The following is a 15,672-nucleotide window of genomic DNA, read 5'->3' as shown; positions in this document are numbered from 1 at the left end:
GTCACCCGAAGCGCTTGAGGTTGGCCGCTCTGGCGACCGGCAGATTGAAGGCGAGCTCACTGCCGATCTCGTGCGGCGGCAAGCTCGCGTCGATTTCAGCCTTTATAGGCCCAAGCGGCGTTTGGAGGAGGTATTCGCGTGTATTGCCGGCGAAAGACGTGCCGCGCACCGTACCTTGGAACGGACCGGAGCCGATGGTCACCGTACGCGGGCGCCAGGCCAGGCCGGCCACAGCCTGGGGCGGCGGTTCGGAGAGTGCTGCGGGGCCGTGCGGCGTCACAAGTTTTCCGTCCTTCAGAGCGAAGACATTTTCGAAGCCGACGAAATCGGCGACGAAGGCGGAGGCGGGATTGTTATAGATCTCCTCCGGCGTGCCGATCTGTTCGATGCCGCCGTTCAGCATCACGACGATGCGGTCGGCGAGGGCCAGGGCTTCCACCTGATCGTGAGTGACGAAGATCATGGTGACGCCGGTCTCCTTCTGCACGCGCTGCAATTCCGCGCGCATTTCGAGACGAAGCCGGGCGTCGAGGTTGGAGAGCGGTTCGTCGAGCAGCAGCACCTTCGGCTCCATCACCATGGATCGCACCATTGCGACGCGCTGCTGCTGGCCGCCGGACAGTTCGGCAGGCTTTCGGCCGGCGAAGCTGGTCAGGCCGACGGATTTCAGGCCGGCGCCGACGCGGGCATCGAGGTTCGCGCCCGAAATGCCCTTGAGGCGCAGGCCGAAGGCGACGTTTTCGTAGACCGTCAGATGCGGGAAAAGCGCGTAGGACTGGAAGACGAGGCCGACCGCGCGTTTGTTGGCGGAGACGCGGGTTATATCGGCGCCGTCGAGGCCAATGCGGCCGGAAGCGGGCTTCAGCAGGCCGGCAATGGCGCGCATCGTTGTCGTCTTGCCGCAGCCGGACGGGCCGAGAAGAGCGACGAGCTCGCCCTTGGCGATCGCAAGGTCGAGATCCCTGACGGCGACCGTATCACCATAGCGAAGCGTCAGCTTGTCGAGTTTGAGATAGGCATCAGACATAACGCGAGAATCCCAGGAAGCGTTCGGCGAGGAAGACGATACCGATCGAGAGGAAAGCGAGAAGGGCGGAGAGCGCCGCGATCGAAGGATCGTAGGTGGTTTCCATATAGCCCAGCATGTCGATCGGCAGTGTCCGCACACCCGGGCCGGAAAGGAAGAGCGAGACCGGCACCTGATTGAAGCTGGTGACGAAGCCGAGGATGAAGGCGGCCAGGATGCCGCCGCGGATATTCGGCATCACCACGCGGAAGAAGGCACCGAGCCTGGAGGAGCCGAGCAGGACGGCTGCTTCCTCGATATCCGCGCGCAGATTGTCGAGGCTCGCCGAAACGACGCGCACGGCATAGGGCAGTACGAGGGCCGCATGGGCAAAGAACAGCGCAAGCGTGATGTTGAAGCCGAAGGGCACGACGAGATAACGCAGCAATGCCAGGCCGACGATGATGCCGGGGACGATGATCGGCAGCGAGACGATGGTGCGGACGGTTTCGGCGGCGGGCATTGGGTAACGCGACAAGGCATAGGCGGCCGGGATGCCGAGGATGAGGGCTGCGAGCGTTCCGAAGACGGCAAGGAACAGCGACATGGCGAAGCTGTCGCGGAAGCTTTCGATGGTGAAGACCTTCATCACCCAGCGCAGCGACAGGCCTTGCGGCGGAAAGGCCAGCGTATCGCCCGCCGAGAGCGAGGCGGCAATGATGATCAGGAACGGGCCGATCAGGAAGATCAGCAGCAGGAGGAGCACGACAGGCGAAAGGAGACGGATGCTCATCTGCGGCTCCTCGCCGTCGCAAGGCGTTTCAGCAGGATGTTGGCGGCAAAGCTCATGACGATCAGGATGAAGGCGATGACGCTTGCCGAGACGAAATCATTGGCGACGGACACCTGCTGATACATCAGCGTTTCGAGCATCAGCACCTTGGAACCGCCGAGGATGGCCGGCGTGATGTAGGCGGTGAGCGAGCCGGTGAAGACGAGCGTGCCGCCGATGACGAGACCCTCGCGCGTCAGCGGCAGGACGACCTTCCAAAAGGCCTGCAACCAGTTGGCGCCGAGCACGCGGGCAGCCGGGATCGCATCCCTCGGGATGTTTTCGAGCGCACTGATCAACGACAGGATCATCAGCGGCAGGAATAGCTGCAGGAGGCCGATGAAGACGGCGGTCTCGGTGAAGAGCAGGCGCAGCGGTTCGGCGCTGAAACCGAGGCCCGTGATCGCCTGGTTGACGATACCGGTGCGGCCGAGAATGACAATCCAGGCATAGGTGCGGGCCACCGGCGAAATCATCAGCGGTAGGGTGATGAGGCCGATCATGCGGCCTTTGCCGTTCGCCGGCAGGTTGACGATGGCAAAGGCTGCGGCGTAGCCGATGACGGCCGAGACGGCGGTGACCTCGAGGGCGAGCCGGAAGGAGCGCAGGAAAACGGTGCGGTTCAGCGTCTCGGAAAAGAAGCCGGTATAGGCCGACAGCGTCCAGGCACCATCGGCGCGGAAACCCTCCGACAGCAGGATTGCGACGGGCAGCAGAAAGACCACCGTCGCAAAGACGGCTGCCGGCAAGGCAAGCGCCAGGGCTTCCGCGCGGTTCTGGAACATGAGACGCCTTTCGAGGAGAGGAGATGGCCCCGGCGAGCGGCCGGGGCGGGTTCATGCGGGCTCTACTGGCCGACCTTCTCGTTCCAGGTCTTCAGCCAACCGGCGCGGTTGTCGAGGGCGATGGCGGAAGGGATCAGTTTGAGGCTCTTGGCCGTTTCCTCGCCATAGGTGAGGTTGCCGGCCGCAGCTTCCGAAAGCTTGACCTCGCTATTGGCGGGGCTGTCGATCAGCTTTTCGGCGAGCTTGGTCTGGATCGCGGTCGAAAGCCAGAAATCCATGAACTGCATGGCGAGATCCTGGTTTTTCGAACCCTTGGTCAACACCAGCACGTTCATGCCGCCGGTCTGCCCCTCCTTCGGCGTCGCCCAGGCGACGGGAAGGTCGAGCTTGGTGAAGCCGGCCCAGGAGAAACGGCCGATGGGGGCTGCCCAGATTTCCTCCTGCTGCATGAGCTGCACGAGCTGCGAGGACTTTTCATAGAAGGTGACGATGTCGTCCTTCTTTTCGCCCAGCGCCTCAATCGGGCCTTGCAGATCAGGCGTATCCTTGCCGAGCGACAGGCCCAGCATATAGAGCGCCGGCGGGCCCTGATTGGTTGTGACGTTCGGGAAGGCGACATGGCCGACATATTCCGGCTTCAGAAGATCGGCCCAGGACTCGATTTTCATCTTGTCGGAACGATAAGCGATCGACGTGGCATAGAAAGTGTAGCCGACGCTCATGCCGTCGCCGTTCGGGTCCTTGGCGACGTCGTAGAGCTTGTCGAAATTGGCAAGTTTCGTCGTATCGATCTTGTCGGTCAGTCCGGCGCGCGATGCGGCAAGCGCATCCGCCATCGAAACGGCGGCGAGATCGACCACGGGGTTGGCCTTGTTCGCCTCCATCTTGGCCAGCCGCTCGACGCTGTTGCCGGTCTCGACCACCAGCTTGCAGCCGCATTGGGCTTCGAACGGATCATAGACCAGCGTCTTGAAGTCGTCCTGGGCGAAGGCATAGACGGAAATGGTCAGCGTTCGTTCGGCTGCGGAGGCGGCAAACGGCGACAGTGCGGCGAGTGCCGCCGACGCCATGAGAGCTTTTTTCATCTTACATGTTCTCCATCTCTGAGGTTTTTGTTGCCGGACTCGCAGGCCCGGATGATTGGCGGACAATCAGCTGCATTGCGACGCGTTCGATTTCCGCGGTAACGAGCACGCCTTCCCGGACGCGGCTTTTTCTGATGGTATCGGCCAGCGCCGATACGGCAATTCCGGCAATTCTATCCATGTCCATCCTTACCGTCGTCAGCGACGGTGTGACAACAGGCGACCAGATGAGGTCGTCGAAGCCGGTGACGCTGACATCGCCGGGAACGCTGATGCCGGCCTGCTGCAGCTCGGTCAGCGCGCGCAACGCCTGCAGATCGGAGAGAGCCGCGAAAGCGGTAAAACCCTCCCGCACCTTTTCGGCGAGGCCGAGCGGACAGCCGCTGCCGCCATCCTGCTCCACCTTCCCGATCCACAGCGTTTCGGCATGCATGCCCGCGTGCATACCGGCGCGAATCCCATCGGCGCGGTCGTTCTGAACGCTGGATTCCTGGTTGTTGCCGATGATGAGGATGCGCTGGTGGCCGAGGTCCGCGAGATGGAGAGCAATTTCGCGGCCGCCCTGCCAATGGTCGGCTGAAACGGTGTTGCCTGGCGTCGAGGGGGTGTCGATGAGAGCGACTGGGCAAGCGGCGGACGAAATGCGGGTGGCGCGGCGGGGAACAATGATCAGGCCGTCGACGCCGCGTTCGACGAGACGATCGATCGCCTCGGTCTGGGCGGCAGCATCGCCACGGGAGTCGGCGATCAGCACGCCGTAACCGGCGATGGAGGCGGCATATTCGATCGCCTGTGCGATCTTCGGAAACAGAGGATTAGCGATATCGGGCAATACCAGGCCGAGAACGCCGCTGCGGCCGGTCCTAAGCGCTCGGCCGGCCTGGCTCGGGACATAGCCCAGTTCGGCGGCATGTTCGCGGATCCGTTCGACCAACGGGCCGGAGACCCGACCTTTACCGGAAAGCGCATTGGAGACCGTGGCAATGGAAACGCCGAGGGAGGTCGCAATCCTGCTGAGGTTCGGTCCGGAGCGCGATGACGCCATGATCTAGCATTCTGATTAATCGTTTAATCAGTCCTATAGCAGCTCCTTCTGCTTGTCGAATCCAAATTCGTCTGGGGCGCGAGTATTCCGGGATATTGCCGGCAATGAAAAACCCCGCGAGGCAATCGCGGGGTTTGGTAATTTCAGAATGGCGAAAAGCCGCTCAGCTCTTGGCCTTTGCCGGCACAGACGCCACCGTCGCGGTGGTCTTGCCGCCGGGTGCGTAGCCCCCGCCGACCGCGATGTTCAGCGAGACGTAATCCTTGGCCATCTGCTGGACCGCCTGGGCAAGGCTTGCCTGGGCAAGCGAAACCTGGCGCTGCGCATCGAGAACGTCGAGCAGCGACGAGGCGCCGTCCTTGTAGGACGCGGTCGATAGTTCGAGCGTTTCCTGAGTGGTCTTCACCTGGGCCTGTAGGGCGGCGACCGTTTGGGCGTCGCGCCGGACAGCCGCGAGTGCGTTCTCGACCTGTTCGACCGCAGACAGCACCGTCGACTTCCAGTTGAGATAGGCGGTCGCGGCAGTGGACTGGGCCGACTTGACGTTGGCGCGCAGACGGCCGCCATCGAAGATCGGCAAGTTGAGGGTCGGACCGAAGGACCAGGGGGTCAGGTCGCCATGGATGCCGCGCTGGTTGATGTAGGACGGCGAGATCGAGCCGCTGAGCGAGATGCTCGGATAAAGCTGGGCCTCGGCAACACCGATATTGGCCGTTGCGGCGGCGAGATCGCGCTCGGCGACGCGAATGTCGGGACGGTTGCGGATCAGGTCCGCAGGGATGCCCGAGTTGATGCCGCCACGGAATACTGGCTGACCGCGGCCCTTCAGCAGCTCATTGACGAGGGCCGAGGCCGGTAGGCCGAGCAACGTGGCGATGTGATGGGCCGATATGCGGATGTTGGTTTCGAGGCCGGGAATTTCAGCGAGCGTCGACTGTACGAGGCCTTCGGCCTGAACGACGTCGAGACGCGAGGCAGCGCCGGCTTCCAGCTGGAACTTGGTCAGTTCGTAGGTTTCCTGACGAGACTTCAGGTTGGCCCTCGAAAGCGCCAGACGCTGCTGATAATAGCGGACGTCGATATAGCTGGAGACGAGATCCTGCACGAGGGTCAGCTTAGCAACATCAGCCGACGCGTAGGCGGAGTCGAGCGAAGCGAGCGCGCTTTCGGTGCTGCGCTTGTAGAGCCCGAAGAGATCGAGCAGCCAGCTCAGCTGGACGTCGCCGGCGCTGGTGTTGCGCGTGTCGAACTGCGTGCGCAGTTCGCCCCTCTGGCCGCTGACCGTGTGAGAGGCGCCGACGTTCAGGTTCGGCAGGGCGCCCGCTCCGGCGACAGTGACGTTTGCGGAGGCCGCGTTGATACGTTCGATCGCCTGCTGGACCGTCAGATTCTGATCAAGGCCGGCCTGAACATAGCCATTCAGTTTGGGGTCGTTGAAGGCGGTCCACCAGGCTGCGGTAGCAACGTCGCCTATACTTTTTGTTCCGCCTTCTCCGAATTTAGCGGGCAGCGGCATTTCAGGAGGAGCATGATCCGGGCCAACAACGCAGCCCGACAGTAATAACAATAATGCCGGTGTGGCAAAACGAAGAGATACCATTCATTTCATCCTGTACTCGAGCAAGTCAATTCTTGTCCGAAGCTTCATGCTTCACTATCGCAGCCGCGCCTCGTCCAACCACAAACACACACACCGAAGCAGTCGGGCGCAATGTAGCAATCGGAACAGCATTATCACAGTGCATTTATATCACACTCCTGCCGCATTTTTGTCGCGTGTGGCAAAGATGCGTCGAATGACGACGTAGAAGGACGGTACGAAGAAAATTCCGAGCATCGTTGCCGACAGCATGCCGCCGAGAACGCCGAGGCCGATAGCGTTCTGGGCCGCCGAGCCCGCGCCCGTAGCGATCGCCAGAGGCACGACGCCGAGAATGAAGGCAAGCGATGTCATGATGATCGGCCGCAGGCGCAGCCGCGCCGCCTCCAGTGTCGCCTCGAAAAGCCCCATGCCGCTTTCCGTGCGATCCTTGGCGAATTCGACGATCAGGATCGCGTTCTTCGCCGCCAGGCCGATCGTGGTGAGCAAGCCGACCTTGAAATACACATCGTTGGACTGGCCGAAGAGTGTTGCCGCCGCCAGAGCACCAAGGACGCCGACCGGCACTGCCATGATTACCGAGAAGGGGATCGACCAGCTCTCGTAAAGCGCTGCCAGGCAGAGGAAGACGACGAGAACCGAGATTGCATAGAGCATCGGCGCCTGTGAGCCGGAAAGGCGCTCCTGGTAGGAAATGCCCTGCCAGGCGACGGTGTAACCGCCGCCGAGTTGCTCGGTCAGCGCTTCCATTTCGTTCATGGCATCGCCGGATGACACGCCGGGCGCGGCGGCGCCATCGAGCGGAATGGCGCTGACGGCGTTGAAGCGGGCAAGCGAAGGTGCGCCCTTCACCCATTCGGTTTTGGTGAAGGCGGAGAAGGGCACCATCTCGCCGGCCGTGTTGCGGGCATACCAGTGATTAAGATCGTCCGGCTGCATGCGGAAGGGCGCGTCGCCCTGGACGTAGACCGGCTTGATCTCGCCGTTCAGGGTGAAGTCGTTGACGTCGCGGCCGGTGAAGATGATCGACAACATCGAATTGACCGAGGCGATGTCGACGCCCATGGCGCCGATCTTCTCCTGATCGAGCACGATGCGCATCTGCGGCTCGACTTCCTTGTTGCTGCTGCGCAGCGCCACGATTTTACCCGAGCTGTTGCCCATCTGGATCAGCCGCTTGGAAGCAGCCGTCAGCGCGTCGCTGCCGTGGCCGCCGGTATCGACGAGATACATGGAAAAGCCGCTCGACACGCCGAGGCCCTGAATCGCCGGCGGCAGGAGCGCGAAAACCTGTGCCTCGCGCATCGCAAAGAAGCTGCGCAGGGCCCGGTTGACGACCGACTGGGCGCTCAGATTTGGATCGGTGCGCAGCGAAAAATCCTTGAGCTTGGTGAAAACGATGGCGCTGTTCTGGCCGGAGCCGCTGAAGCCAAAGCCGAGTGCGCCGAAGACGGACTCGACGGCATCCTTCTCCTTCTCGCGATAATAGTGCTCCACCTTCTCGACGACGGCCTGCGTCTGCTGCGTGGTCGAGCCTGGCGGCGTGGTGACGATGGTCAGCAGCACGCCCTGATCTTCCTGCGGCAGGAAGGAACTCGGCAGCCGGGTGAAGAGATAGGCACAGCCGGCGCCGACGAGAAGGAAGACCAGCATGACGCGGATCGGCCGCTTCAAGAGATAGCCGATAGTCCAGACATAGCCGTTGGTCGAGCGCGTGAAGTTGCGGTTGAACCAGTCGCCGACGCGGTGTTTCCCGTGTTCGCTGACCGGCTTCAGCATCGTGGCGCAGAGCGCCGGCGTCAGCACGATGGCGACGAGCGCCGACAGCAGCATGGCCGAGACGATGGTGATCGAAAACTGGCGATAGATGATGCCGGTCGAGCCGCCGAAGAAGGCCATCGGAATGAAGACGGCGGTCAGCACGAGCGCAATGCCGACGATGGCGCCGGTGATCTCGCCCATCGATTTCTCCGTCGCTTCGAGCGGCGAAAGCTTCTCTTCGGACATGATGCGCTCGACGTTTTCGACGACGACGATCGCATCGTCGACGAGAAGGCCGATCGCCAGAACCATGGCGAACATCGTCAAGGTATTGATCGAATAGCCGGTGGCCGCCAGCACCCCGAAGGTGCCGAGCAACACCACCGGAACGGCGATGGTCGGAATGAGCGTGGCGCGCAGATTCTGCAGGAAGACGAGCAGCACCACGAAAACGAGCACGATTGCCTCAATCAGTGTATGCACGACCTTCTCGATCGACAGCTCCACGAAGGGCGTCGTGTCATAGGGATAGGTGATCTTCACACCTTCCGGCAAGGTGCGGCCGATGACATCGAGCGCGGATCGAACGCGTGCGGCGGTATCGATGGCGTTGGCGCCGATTGCGAGGTTGACGGCGAAACCGCTCGAAGGCAGGCCGTTGTAGCGCGAACTGCCGCCGTAGCTTTCCTGACCGATCTCGATGCGCGAGACATCGCTCAGGCGCACCGTCGCGCCGTCCTTTTCGACCTTCAGGATGATGTGCTCGAAGTCGGCGACGGTGGTGAGCTGGCTTTGCGCGGTGATGGTGACATTGAGCTGCTGACCGGGGATCGTCGGCTGGGCGCCGAGCGAACCGACGGAGACCTGGGTGTTCTGCGCCTGGATCGCTGCTGTGACGTCGCTCGGCGTCAGCTGGTATTTCACCAGCTTGAAGGGATCGAGCCAGATGCGCATGGCGTATCCGGAACCGAAGACGTTGATGCTGCCCACGCCTTCCAGGCGCTGGATCTGGTCCTCGATGGAGGTCGACATGATGTTGCCGAGATCGACCGAATTGCGCTTGCCGTCAGTTGAAACGAGCGAGCCGACGAGGAGAATGCTCGAAGTCGAGCGCGTCACGCTGATGCCGGCATCGATAACGTCGCCCGGAAGCTGCGACTGGACCAGCTGCAGCTTGTTCTGCACCTGCACCTGGGCGATGTCGGGATCGATGCTGGTTCCGAAGGTGAGCTGGATGCTGGCCGATCCGGTCGACGAAGTCGAAGTCATATAGGTGAGGTCGTCCAGGCCGGTCATGCCGTCTTCGATGATCGTCGTTACCGATTTTTCGACGGTCTCGGCGCTGGCGCCGCGATAGGTGGCGTTGATGCGCACCGTCGTCGGGGCGATGTCGGGATATTGCGAAATCGACAGGGTGAAGATCGCCAGCAGGCCGGCGAGCATGATGGTGATCGCAATGACCCAGGCGAAAATCGGACGTCGGATGAAAAACTTGGCCATTGGTTGTTCCTGTGCGGCTGAGACGGTGACGATGCGGCCTCGCAGCGATTACTTCGCTGCGGGCGTCTCAGCGTCACCGGCCGCGGGCTGCTCGGCAGCCACGACCACGCCATTGTCGTTGATCTCCATCGGAACCGGCTTCACCGGCATGCCCGCCGTGACCGACTGCAGACCGGTGACGACCAGCTGATCGCCGTCCTTGATGCCTTCGGTTACCAGCCAGGAATTATTAGAGGGCGAGCTGTTCTCGAAGGCGCGGGTTTCGACCTTGCCGTCGGCGGAAACGAATTGCGCCGTCAACCGGCCGTTGGCGTCACGGCTCGTCGCCAGCTGCGGCAGCGCATAACCGGTTTCGGCGCCGAGCGCGACCGTGGCGCGGACATACATGCCGGGCAGGACGATGCGATCGGGATTGGGGAAGAGCACACGGATGATGAAGGTGCCTGTGGTCTCGCTGACCACCTGCTTCGACATGTCGAGCTTCCCCTGCTGATTATATTCCTTGCCGTCTTCAAGGATCAGGTGGAAGGCGACATTCTCCGCGCCCTTGATATCGCCGGCGGCCATCGCATCGCGCAGCCTCAGCAGGTTGGTGCTCGATTCCGTCAGCGAAATATAGATCGGATCGAGCTGCCGGATCGTCGTCAGCGCCGTCGTCTGGTTGGCCGAGACGACGTTGCCGATATTGTAGGCGGTCTGGTCGATGACGCCGTCGAAGGGCGCGACGATCTTCGTATGGTCGAGGTCGATCTGTGCCGCGGAAAGGGCAGCCTTTGCCGCCTCGACCTCGGCCTTCGCCTGGAGAAGCGTCGTTCTCGCCGTCTCGTATTCGATCTGGGTGGCGCCGCTGCCGACGAGGCGCTGGTAGCGTTCGAGATTGCTTTCAGCGCTCGGCACGCTCGCCTCGGCCTTGGAGATGGCCGCCTTAGCCTGCTCGACGGCGGCGATATAGGGCGCATCCTCGATCTGATAGAGAAGGTCGCCCTTCTTGATCTCGCCGCCTTCCTTGAAGGCGATCTCGCGGATGATGCCGCTCACCTGCGGCCGGATATCGGCCGTCTGGAAAGCTTCGGCGCGGCCAGGAAGAATTGTCGTGATCGGGAAATTCGCCTTCGTCAAGGCGATCACGCCGACGGGGATCGCCTGCTGCGCGGCCGCGCCGGCATTGCCCGCGGGCTTGCCGGCATTGTCGCTGCAGGCGCCAAGCAATGCGCCGGCCAGCAGGGCCGAGGAGATGAGGACGGCACGCCGAATCATTCTGAATTCCCTCATGCGGTGGCAATCGCCGTTCGATCCACGGGCCCGGCCGGGCCGAGCGCAGGCTTATGTAAGCGTCAGGATGAGCTTGGCCTCAAATGCCATAATCCCGAGTCTAACAAAAGCTTTACGAAGTGACGTAAGTCAGCAACCGTCACTTAGCAAGCGCTATTTTGCAGTGCGGCATCGACGAAGCCGACGATTTCCTCGGCACGATGCACCAGCGTCTCCTTGTCGTCGCGGACGATGAGGACAGGGTGCAGCACGCAGGCAAGCACATCGGCGACGGTCTGCGCCGCACGCTCGGGATCGCGGCAATGATAACGTCCTTCCACCATGCCTTTGCGGATGATCTCGCCGATTTTCTCCTCGATACGGGCGCGATAGCGATTGCCGGCTTCGAGTTTGGCTTCGATGGTCGAAAGCACCATTTCGAAGATGTAAGGGCTCTTCTGGATATCCTGCAGATGGCCCTCCAGCAGGCGCAGGACGAAGCGAAGCAGTTGCTCTTTCGCGGGCATGGTCTGGTCGAGAGGGACAAAACGCTCGGCGGCATTGTCGAGATGTCGCCCGGCGATGGCATCGACCAGTGCCACCTTGGAACGGAAATGCTTGAAGACATTGGCGGGCGACATGTGCAGCGCGCCTGATATATCGGCGATCGACACCGCGGCGAAGCCACGTTCGCGAAACAGCATCTCCGCCATGGAGAGGATGTCCTGTCGCGTTTCCTCGGCCTTGCGTCTCGGCCTTCTTACCATCCGTCCCCCGCCGGGCCGCGCCCGGTATCCCTTTTTGCCGATGCTAGCGCTATTCAGCGAAAACTGCCAAGCCGATGCAAGGCCCGGCGGCTCTCGTGTCGCCTTTTCAAGGGAAATAGCGGGCGAGATTGTTTCGGACACGGGCAAGCGGCGTCTCGCCGCTATTGTCGGGAACAAAGCGCTCGCCGGTTATCGCCTCGTAGGCCCTGATATAGACGGCCGAGGTCTGCTCGATCAGTTCGGTGGGGATTTCAGGGATTTCATCCTTGTAGGGGTCGCAACGCTCCGCCACCCAGGCGCGGACGAAATCCTTGTCGAAACTTTCCGGCCGCTTTCCGGCGGCAAAGCTTGCCGGGTAGCTGTCGGCAAGCCAGTAGCGGCTGCTGTCCGGCGTGTGGATCTCATCGGCGAGGATGATGTTGCCGTCGCCATCGGTGCCGAATTCATATTTGGTATCGACGAGGATCAGGCCTCGCTTCGCGGCCATTTCCTGGCCGCGGGCAAAGAGCGCAAGCGCATATTTCGACAAGGTTTCCCACTGGTGGCTGGTCAGAAGTCCTCGCGTGACGATTTCGGCAGGCGTCAGCGGTTCGTCATGGCCTCCGTCGAATTCCTTGCTGGTCGGCGTAATGACCGGTTCCGGCAGGATCTGATTGTCGCGCATACCGTCCGGCAGACGCATGCCGTACATCTCCCGCTCACCCTTCTTATAGAGGGTCAGGATCGAGGTGCCGGTGGTGCCGGCGAGATAACCGCGCACGACGATTTCAACCGGCAGGATGTCGAGCCGCTTGCCGATGACCACGTTCGGATCGGGATAGTCGAGCACATGGTTCGGGCAAATGTCCTTCGTCGCCTCGAACCAGTAACGTGCGGTCTGCGTCAGCACCTGGCCCTTATAGGGAATACAGGTAAGAATACGGTCGAAAGCGCTGAGGCGATCAGTGCTGACGATGATGCGGCGTCCGTCGGGAAGGTCGTAATTCTCGCGCACCTTGCCGCGATAGTAGTTCGGCAGTTCCGGGAAATGGGCTTCGGAGAGGATTCGCACGGCGTTCGACTGTCCTTGTCTTTGGCTGAAGGCTTCCTGCTCTAGTTTCATTACCGGCGAAGTTCAAGCCGAGCCGACTATGGCATCACAGCCAGAACAGAACCAGAAGAAACAGAGCGAGGCCGTAAGTTGCGACGGCAAGCGGCCAGCCGGCCCGCGGGAAGTCGCTGAAGCGGTAGCCGCCGACGCCCATCGCCAGCGTGTTGTTGTGATGGCCGAAGGGCGTCAGAAAATCGAGCGAGGCTCCGACGGCGACCGCGATCAGATAGGCGTCGGGTGCGTGCCGCCCGATCTTCGCAAATTCGAGTGCGATCGGGGCGAGCACGATTGCGACGGTCGCGTTGTTGACGAAGGGCGTCAGCGCCATCGCGAGGAAGAGGATGAGGGCGATGCCGGAAAGCGGATGGTTAACCGGCACGATGAGGCTCAGCCAGCCGGCAATGGCTTCGGCCGCCCCGGTGCTGGCCACTGCCTGGCCGATCGGAATCATCGCCGCGAGCATGATGATGATCGGCCAGTTGAGGTCGGCCATCCCCTGCCGGATGTTGAGATGATTGAGCAAAGCGAGGACGAGGACGACACCCGCAAAAGCGACCTCGGGATGCAGGCCCGCCGCCGACGCCGCGACGCCGCAGGCAAATAATGCGAAAGGCCGCCAGGAGAGGAGGGCCGGTTCGGCTGACGCTGTCGGAGCAAGCGGCAGGCACTCGCTTTCCTCCAGCGCTTCGGCGATTGCCGTGCGCGGCCCTTCCAGCGTCAAAATATCGCCGATCGACAGTTGCAGATCGAGAAAGCGGCCTTCGATGCGCGGTGTGCGCATGGAAAGAGCAGTGACTGCGATGCCGCGATGGTGGAAGACTTCGAGCGAGCTGACGCGCGAACCCACCAGCGTGCTTTCGGGCATGACGACGGTTTCGACCCGGGTAAAATCCGGCGCCGGACCGTCCAGATGGGCATCGGCCACCAGGGATTGTGTGGCGGCAAGGTCGGCAAAGATGTCATCGGCGCCTTCGGCAAGCAGCACGTCGCCCGCACAGACCATCGACTGGTCGAGCGGGCCAAACACAAAATTGCCGTCACGGATCAGCGCGTGCGGTTTGATGCCGAAGCGGGTCAGACACTCGGAAAGCCGTGTGCCGATCAGCGGCGAAGCATCCGGAATGCGACGTTCGACGACGATGCGCCGCGAGCCCTGGGCGAGCGTTGCCGGCACTGCGTCAGGTTCCGGAAACAAGTATCGGACCCGAAGGGCGATGAGCAGGATGCCGGCGATTGCGACTGGCAGCCCGACATAGCTGAAATCGAAGAAATGAAAGCCCGCACCGGACGTCTTGGCAAGCGCGTCGCTGACGAGCAGGTTGGCCGGCGTGCCGATCAGCGAGACGAGGCCGCCGAGCAGGGCGGCAAATGAGATGGGCATGACGAGCTGACGGCGGGGGATTGAGAGTGCCACGCCGAGCCGCAGCGCCACCGGCAAGGTGATTGCAAAGGCGCCGATATTGTTCATGAAGATGGAAAGAACGCCGGCAAGCGAGGAAGCGCCTGATATGATCTTGAAGTTCGAGGGTCTTGCGGCCGCGACACGCGCAGCGAGGTTGTTGAAGAGTTTGGCGCGCGCCAGCACCTGAACGATCAGCAGGATTTCGATGACGGTGATAACGACGGGGCTGGCGAAGCCCGCGAAGATCTGGTCGGCCGGATAAAGTCCGAGCGCATAGCCGGCGAGCAGGCCGGCAATCGCAGTCACCTCGATGCGTATGCGCTCGAGCGAGAAGAGAATGAGCATCGCCAGCAGAAGGATCAGCAGGGATGCTTGCTCGAACGACATGGGCGGATCCGGTGTTTCATCGATGGGGGTATGTCGCTGTACCGGAACCGCTGCAGATTTCCGGGTGACTGCCTTGGGCGGACTGTAGTCGTTCCTCATCTGCTGTACAGAGGCGCCAGCCGGCAAAAATTGAACAATCTCATGTCTTCGATCGGGCCGAAACCTGCCAGCGACCCCCGGCATTCCGCTCCAGCAGGGGCGTTGCGAAGACACCGCGGATGCGCGCGACCCACTGCGGCCCGGCGGCTGCGAGGCTATCGCGCCACCGCTCCGATTGCAGCATGGCCGCGCCGATAACGACAGGTTCGATGCCGCAGGCCGTCAGCAGGTCAAGGCCCGAGACGATCGAGGCGCCGCTGGAAATGACGTCGTCAATCAGGGCGACGCGCCGTCCGGTCAGCAGCGGCAGCATGCGCGGATCGATATAGAGGCGCTTGTCCTGTGTCGGGGTGGTGATCGAAGACAGAGGAACGGAGAGCTCGTCGCGGTACCAGAACTTGCGCGAGGTGCCGAGAGGGACGTAGCGGCCGTGGCCGAGCTTCTGCGCAACGGCGGCGGCAAGCGTCAAGCCGAGCGTCGGCAGCCCGGCGACGACATCGACGCCCATGGGTCTGATCTTTTCGGCGAGACCGTCGGCCAACGCGTCGAGGACGGCGAAGCTCGCCTGGTTGACGATCAGCGAAGCGAGGGCGTGATCGCCATCTGCCAACACGCGTATCGGCAGGCGAAGCTGGCGGCCGTCTTCCAGCGTGGCGACATAGAAGGTGGTGAATTCCCGATCGTCGGGAAAGGTGCCGGGCGGATGGATCTCCTGCCAGAATTCATGCGGCTCGATCTCCGGCACATCGGTCAACGTCTCGCCCTTTCCATGCCGGCTCGTCGACGCAACCCCTGCAACTCTGCCTCTGTCAACGCACGCACGGCGCCCTTTGGAAGTTCCCCGAGTTCGAGCCCGCCGATGGCGACCCGCACAAGGCGCAAGCATTCGGTGCCGAGCGCCTCCAGCATACGGCGGATCTGGCGATTGCGGCCTTCATCGAGCTCGACCTCGATCCAAGAGTTCCTGTCGCCCTGGCGCAGGCGTCGTGTGGCGGTTGCCGTCAGCAACTCGCCGTCATGGCGGATGCCGGATGTCATAGCGGCAATTTCCTCGTCGTCCAT

At 62.2% G+C, this 15,672-nt stretch carries 13 protein-coding genes (1 of these 13 cut by a window edge); all 13 read right to left on the bottom strand.

Annotated elements, in window-relative coordinates; genetic code table 11:
- Window position 1: 1 nt before the first annotated feature.
- On the bottom strand, window positions 2-1,027 hold the full coding sequence (locus NL154_RS17300) for an ABC transporter ATP-binding protein (protein WP_210629977.1): 1,026 nt from the start codon (window positions 1,025-1,027) through the stop codon (window positions 2-4).
- Window positions 1,020-1,799: an ABC transporter permease gene (locus NL154_RS17295; RefSeq protein ID WP_210629978.1), complete on the bottom strand. Its 780-nt coding sequence runs from the start codon at window positions 1,797-1,799 to the stop codon at window positions 1,020-1,022. Before NL154_RS17295 ends, NL154_RS17300 begins: the two co-directional genes overlap by 8 nt.
- Window positions 1,796-2,623, bottom strand: a complete 828-nt coding sequence (locus NL154_RS17290) for an ABC transporter permease (protein WP_210629979.1) — start codon at window positions 2,621-2,623, stop codon at window positions 1,796-1,798. Before NL154_RS17290 ends, NL154_RS17295 begins: the two co-directional genes overlap by 4 nt.
- A gap of 62 nt (window positions 2,624-2,685) precedes the next feature.
- Window positions 2,686-3,708: an ABC transporter substrate-binding protein gene (locus tag NL154_RS17285; protein ID WP_221146496.1), complete on the bottom strand. Its 1,023-nt coding sequence runs from the start codon at window positions 3,706-3,708 to the stop codon at window positions 2,686-2,688.
- A gap of 1 nt (window position 3,709) precedes the next feature.
- Entirely contained in the window at window positions 3,710-4,753 is a 1,044-nt protein-coding gene (locus tag NL154_RS17280) for a LacI family DNA-binding transcriptional regulator (protein ID WP_221123015.1), read from the bottom strand.
- 163 nt (window positions 4,754-4,916) lie between these two features.
- Window positions 4,917-6,353, bottom strand: a complete 1,437-nt coding sequence (locus NL154_RS17275) for an efflux transporter outer membrane subunit (RefSeq protein ID WP_210629982.1) — start codon at window positions 6,351-6,353, stop codon at window positions 4,917-4,919.
- A 150-nt stretch (window positions 6,354-6,503) separates the two neighbouring features.
- The gene (locus NL154_RS17270; protein ID WP_210629983.1) at window positions 6,504-9,614 is read right to left on the bottom strand and encodes an efflux RND transporter permease subunit; all 3,111 of its coding nucleotides are present in this window, start codon (window positions 9,612-9,614) and stop codon (window positions 6,504-6,506) included.
- Between the two features lie 48 nt (window positions 9,615-9,662).
- A complete protein-coding gene (locus tag NL154_RS17265; protein WP_434733106.1) occupies window positions 9,663-10,871 on the bottom strand; it encodes an efflux RND transporter periplasmic adaptor subunit in 1,209 nt (402 codons plus the stop codon).
- 158 nt (window positions 10,872-11,029) lie between these two features.
- Complete coding sequence (locus NL154_RS17260) at window positions 11,030-11,632, bottom strand: TetR family transcriptional regulator (RefSeq protein WP_210629985.1); 603 nt, start codon at window positions 11,630-11,632, stop codon at window positions 11,030-11,032.
- Window positions 11,633-11,738: 106 nt separating this feature from the next.
- On the bottom strand, window positions 11,739-12,683 hold the full coding sequence (locus tag NL154_RS17255; RefSeq protein WP_221123021.1) for a phosphoribosylaminoimidazolesuccinocarboxamide synthase: 945 nt from the start codon (window positions 12,681-12,683) through the stop codon (window positions 11,739-11,741).
- 85 nt (window positions 12,684-12,768) lie between these two features.
- Complete coding sequence (locus NL154_RS17250; RefSeq protein ID WP_221154690.1) at window positions 12,769-14,511, bottom strand: SLC13 family permease; 1,743 nt, start codon at window positions 14,509-14,511, stop codon at window positions 12,769-12,771.
- A 139-nt stretch (window positions 14,512-14,650) separates the two neighbouring features.
- Window positions 14,651-15,364, bottom strand: a complete 714-nt coding sequence (locus NL154_RS17245; protein ID WP_210629987.1) for a phosphoribosyltransferase — start codon at window positions 15,362-15,364, stop codon at window positions 14,651-14,653.
- Window positions 15,361-15,672, bottom strand: partial view of a pseudouridine synthase gene (locus tag NL154_RS17240; protein ID WP_210629988.1) — the 3' end only. Its footprint extends 492 nt past the window's final position; 312 of the gene's 804 nt are visible here — the last part of the coding sequence; the start codon falls outside the window, past its right edge — the gene reads right to left on this strand; the stop codon is at window positions 15,361-15,363. Before NL154_RS17240 ends, NL154_RS17245 begins: the two co-directional genes overlap by 4 nt.

Origin of the sequence: Rhizobium sp. YTUHZ044, assembly GCF_051123975.1 — a bacterium.
Taxonomy (GTDB): Bacteria; Pseudomonadota; Alphaproteobacteria; order Rhizobiales; family Rhizobiaceae; genus Rhizobium.
The sequence above is the reverse complement of the archived record's forward strand: the minus strand, read 5'-3'. Positions and strand labels throughout refer to the sequence as shown.

Bases quoted from the DNA above. Each gene is read 5' to 3' on its own strand.
- NL154_RS17295 (WP_210629978.1), bottom strand. From the start codon at position 1,799: ATGAGCATCCGTCTCCTTTCGCCTGTCGTGCTCCTCCTGCTGCTGATC.
- NL154_RS17275 (WP_210629982.1), bottom strand. From the start codon at position 6,353: ATGGTATCTCTTCGTTTTGCCACACCGGCATTATTGTTATTACTGTCG.
- NL154_RS17285 (WP_221146496.1), bottom strand. From the start codon at position 3,708: ATGAAAAAAGCTCTCATGGCGTCGGCGGCACTCGCCGCACTGTCGCCG.
- NL154_RS17260 (WP_210629985.1), bottom strand. From the start codon at position 11,632: ATGGTAAGAAGGCCGAGACGCAAGGCCGAGGAAACGCGACAGGACATC.
- NL154_RS17300 (WP_210629977.1), bottom strand. From the start codon at position 1,027: ATGTCTGATGCCTATCTCAAACTCGACAAGCTGACGCTTCGCTATGGT.
- NL154_RS17280 (WP_221123015.1), bottom strand. From the start codon at position 4,753: ATGGCGTCATCGCGCTCCGGACCGAACCTCAGCAGGATTGCGACCTCC.
- NL154_RS17270 (WP_210629983.1), bottom strand. From the start codon at position 9,614: ATGGCCAAGTTTTTCATCCGACGTCCGATTTTCGCCTGGGTCATTGCG.
- NL154_RS17290 (WP_210629979.1), bottom strand. From the start codon at position 2,623: ATGTTCCAGAACCGCGCGGAAGCCCTGGCGCTTGCCTTGCCGGCAGCC.
- NL154_RS17250 (WP_221154690.1), bottom strand. From the start codon at position 14,511: ATGTCGTTCGAGCAAGCATCCCTGCTGATCCTTCTGCTGGCGATGCTC.
- NL154_RS17265 (WP_434733106.1), bottom strand. From the start codon at position 10,871: ATGATTCGGCGTGCCGTCCTCATCTCCTCGGCCCTGCTGGCCGGCGCA.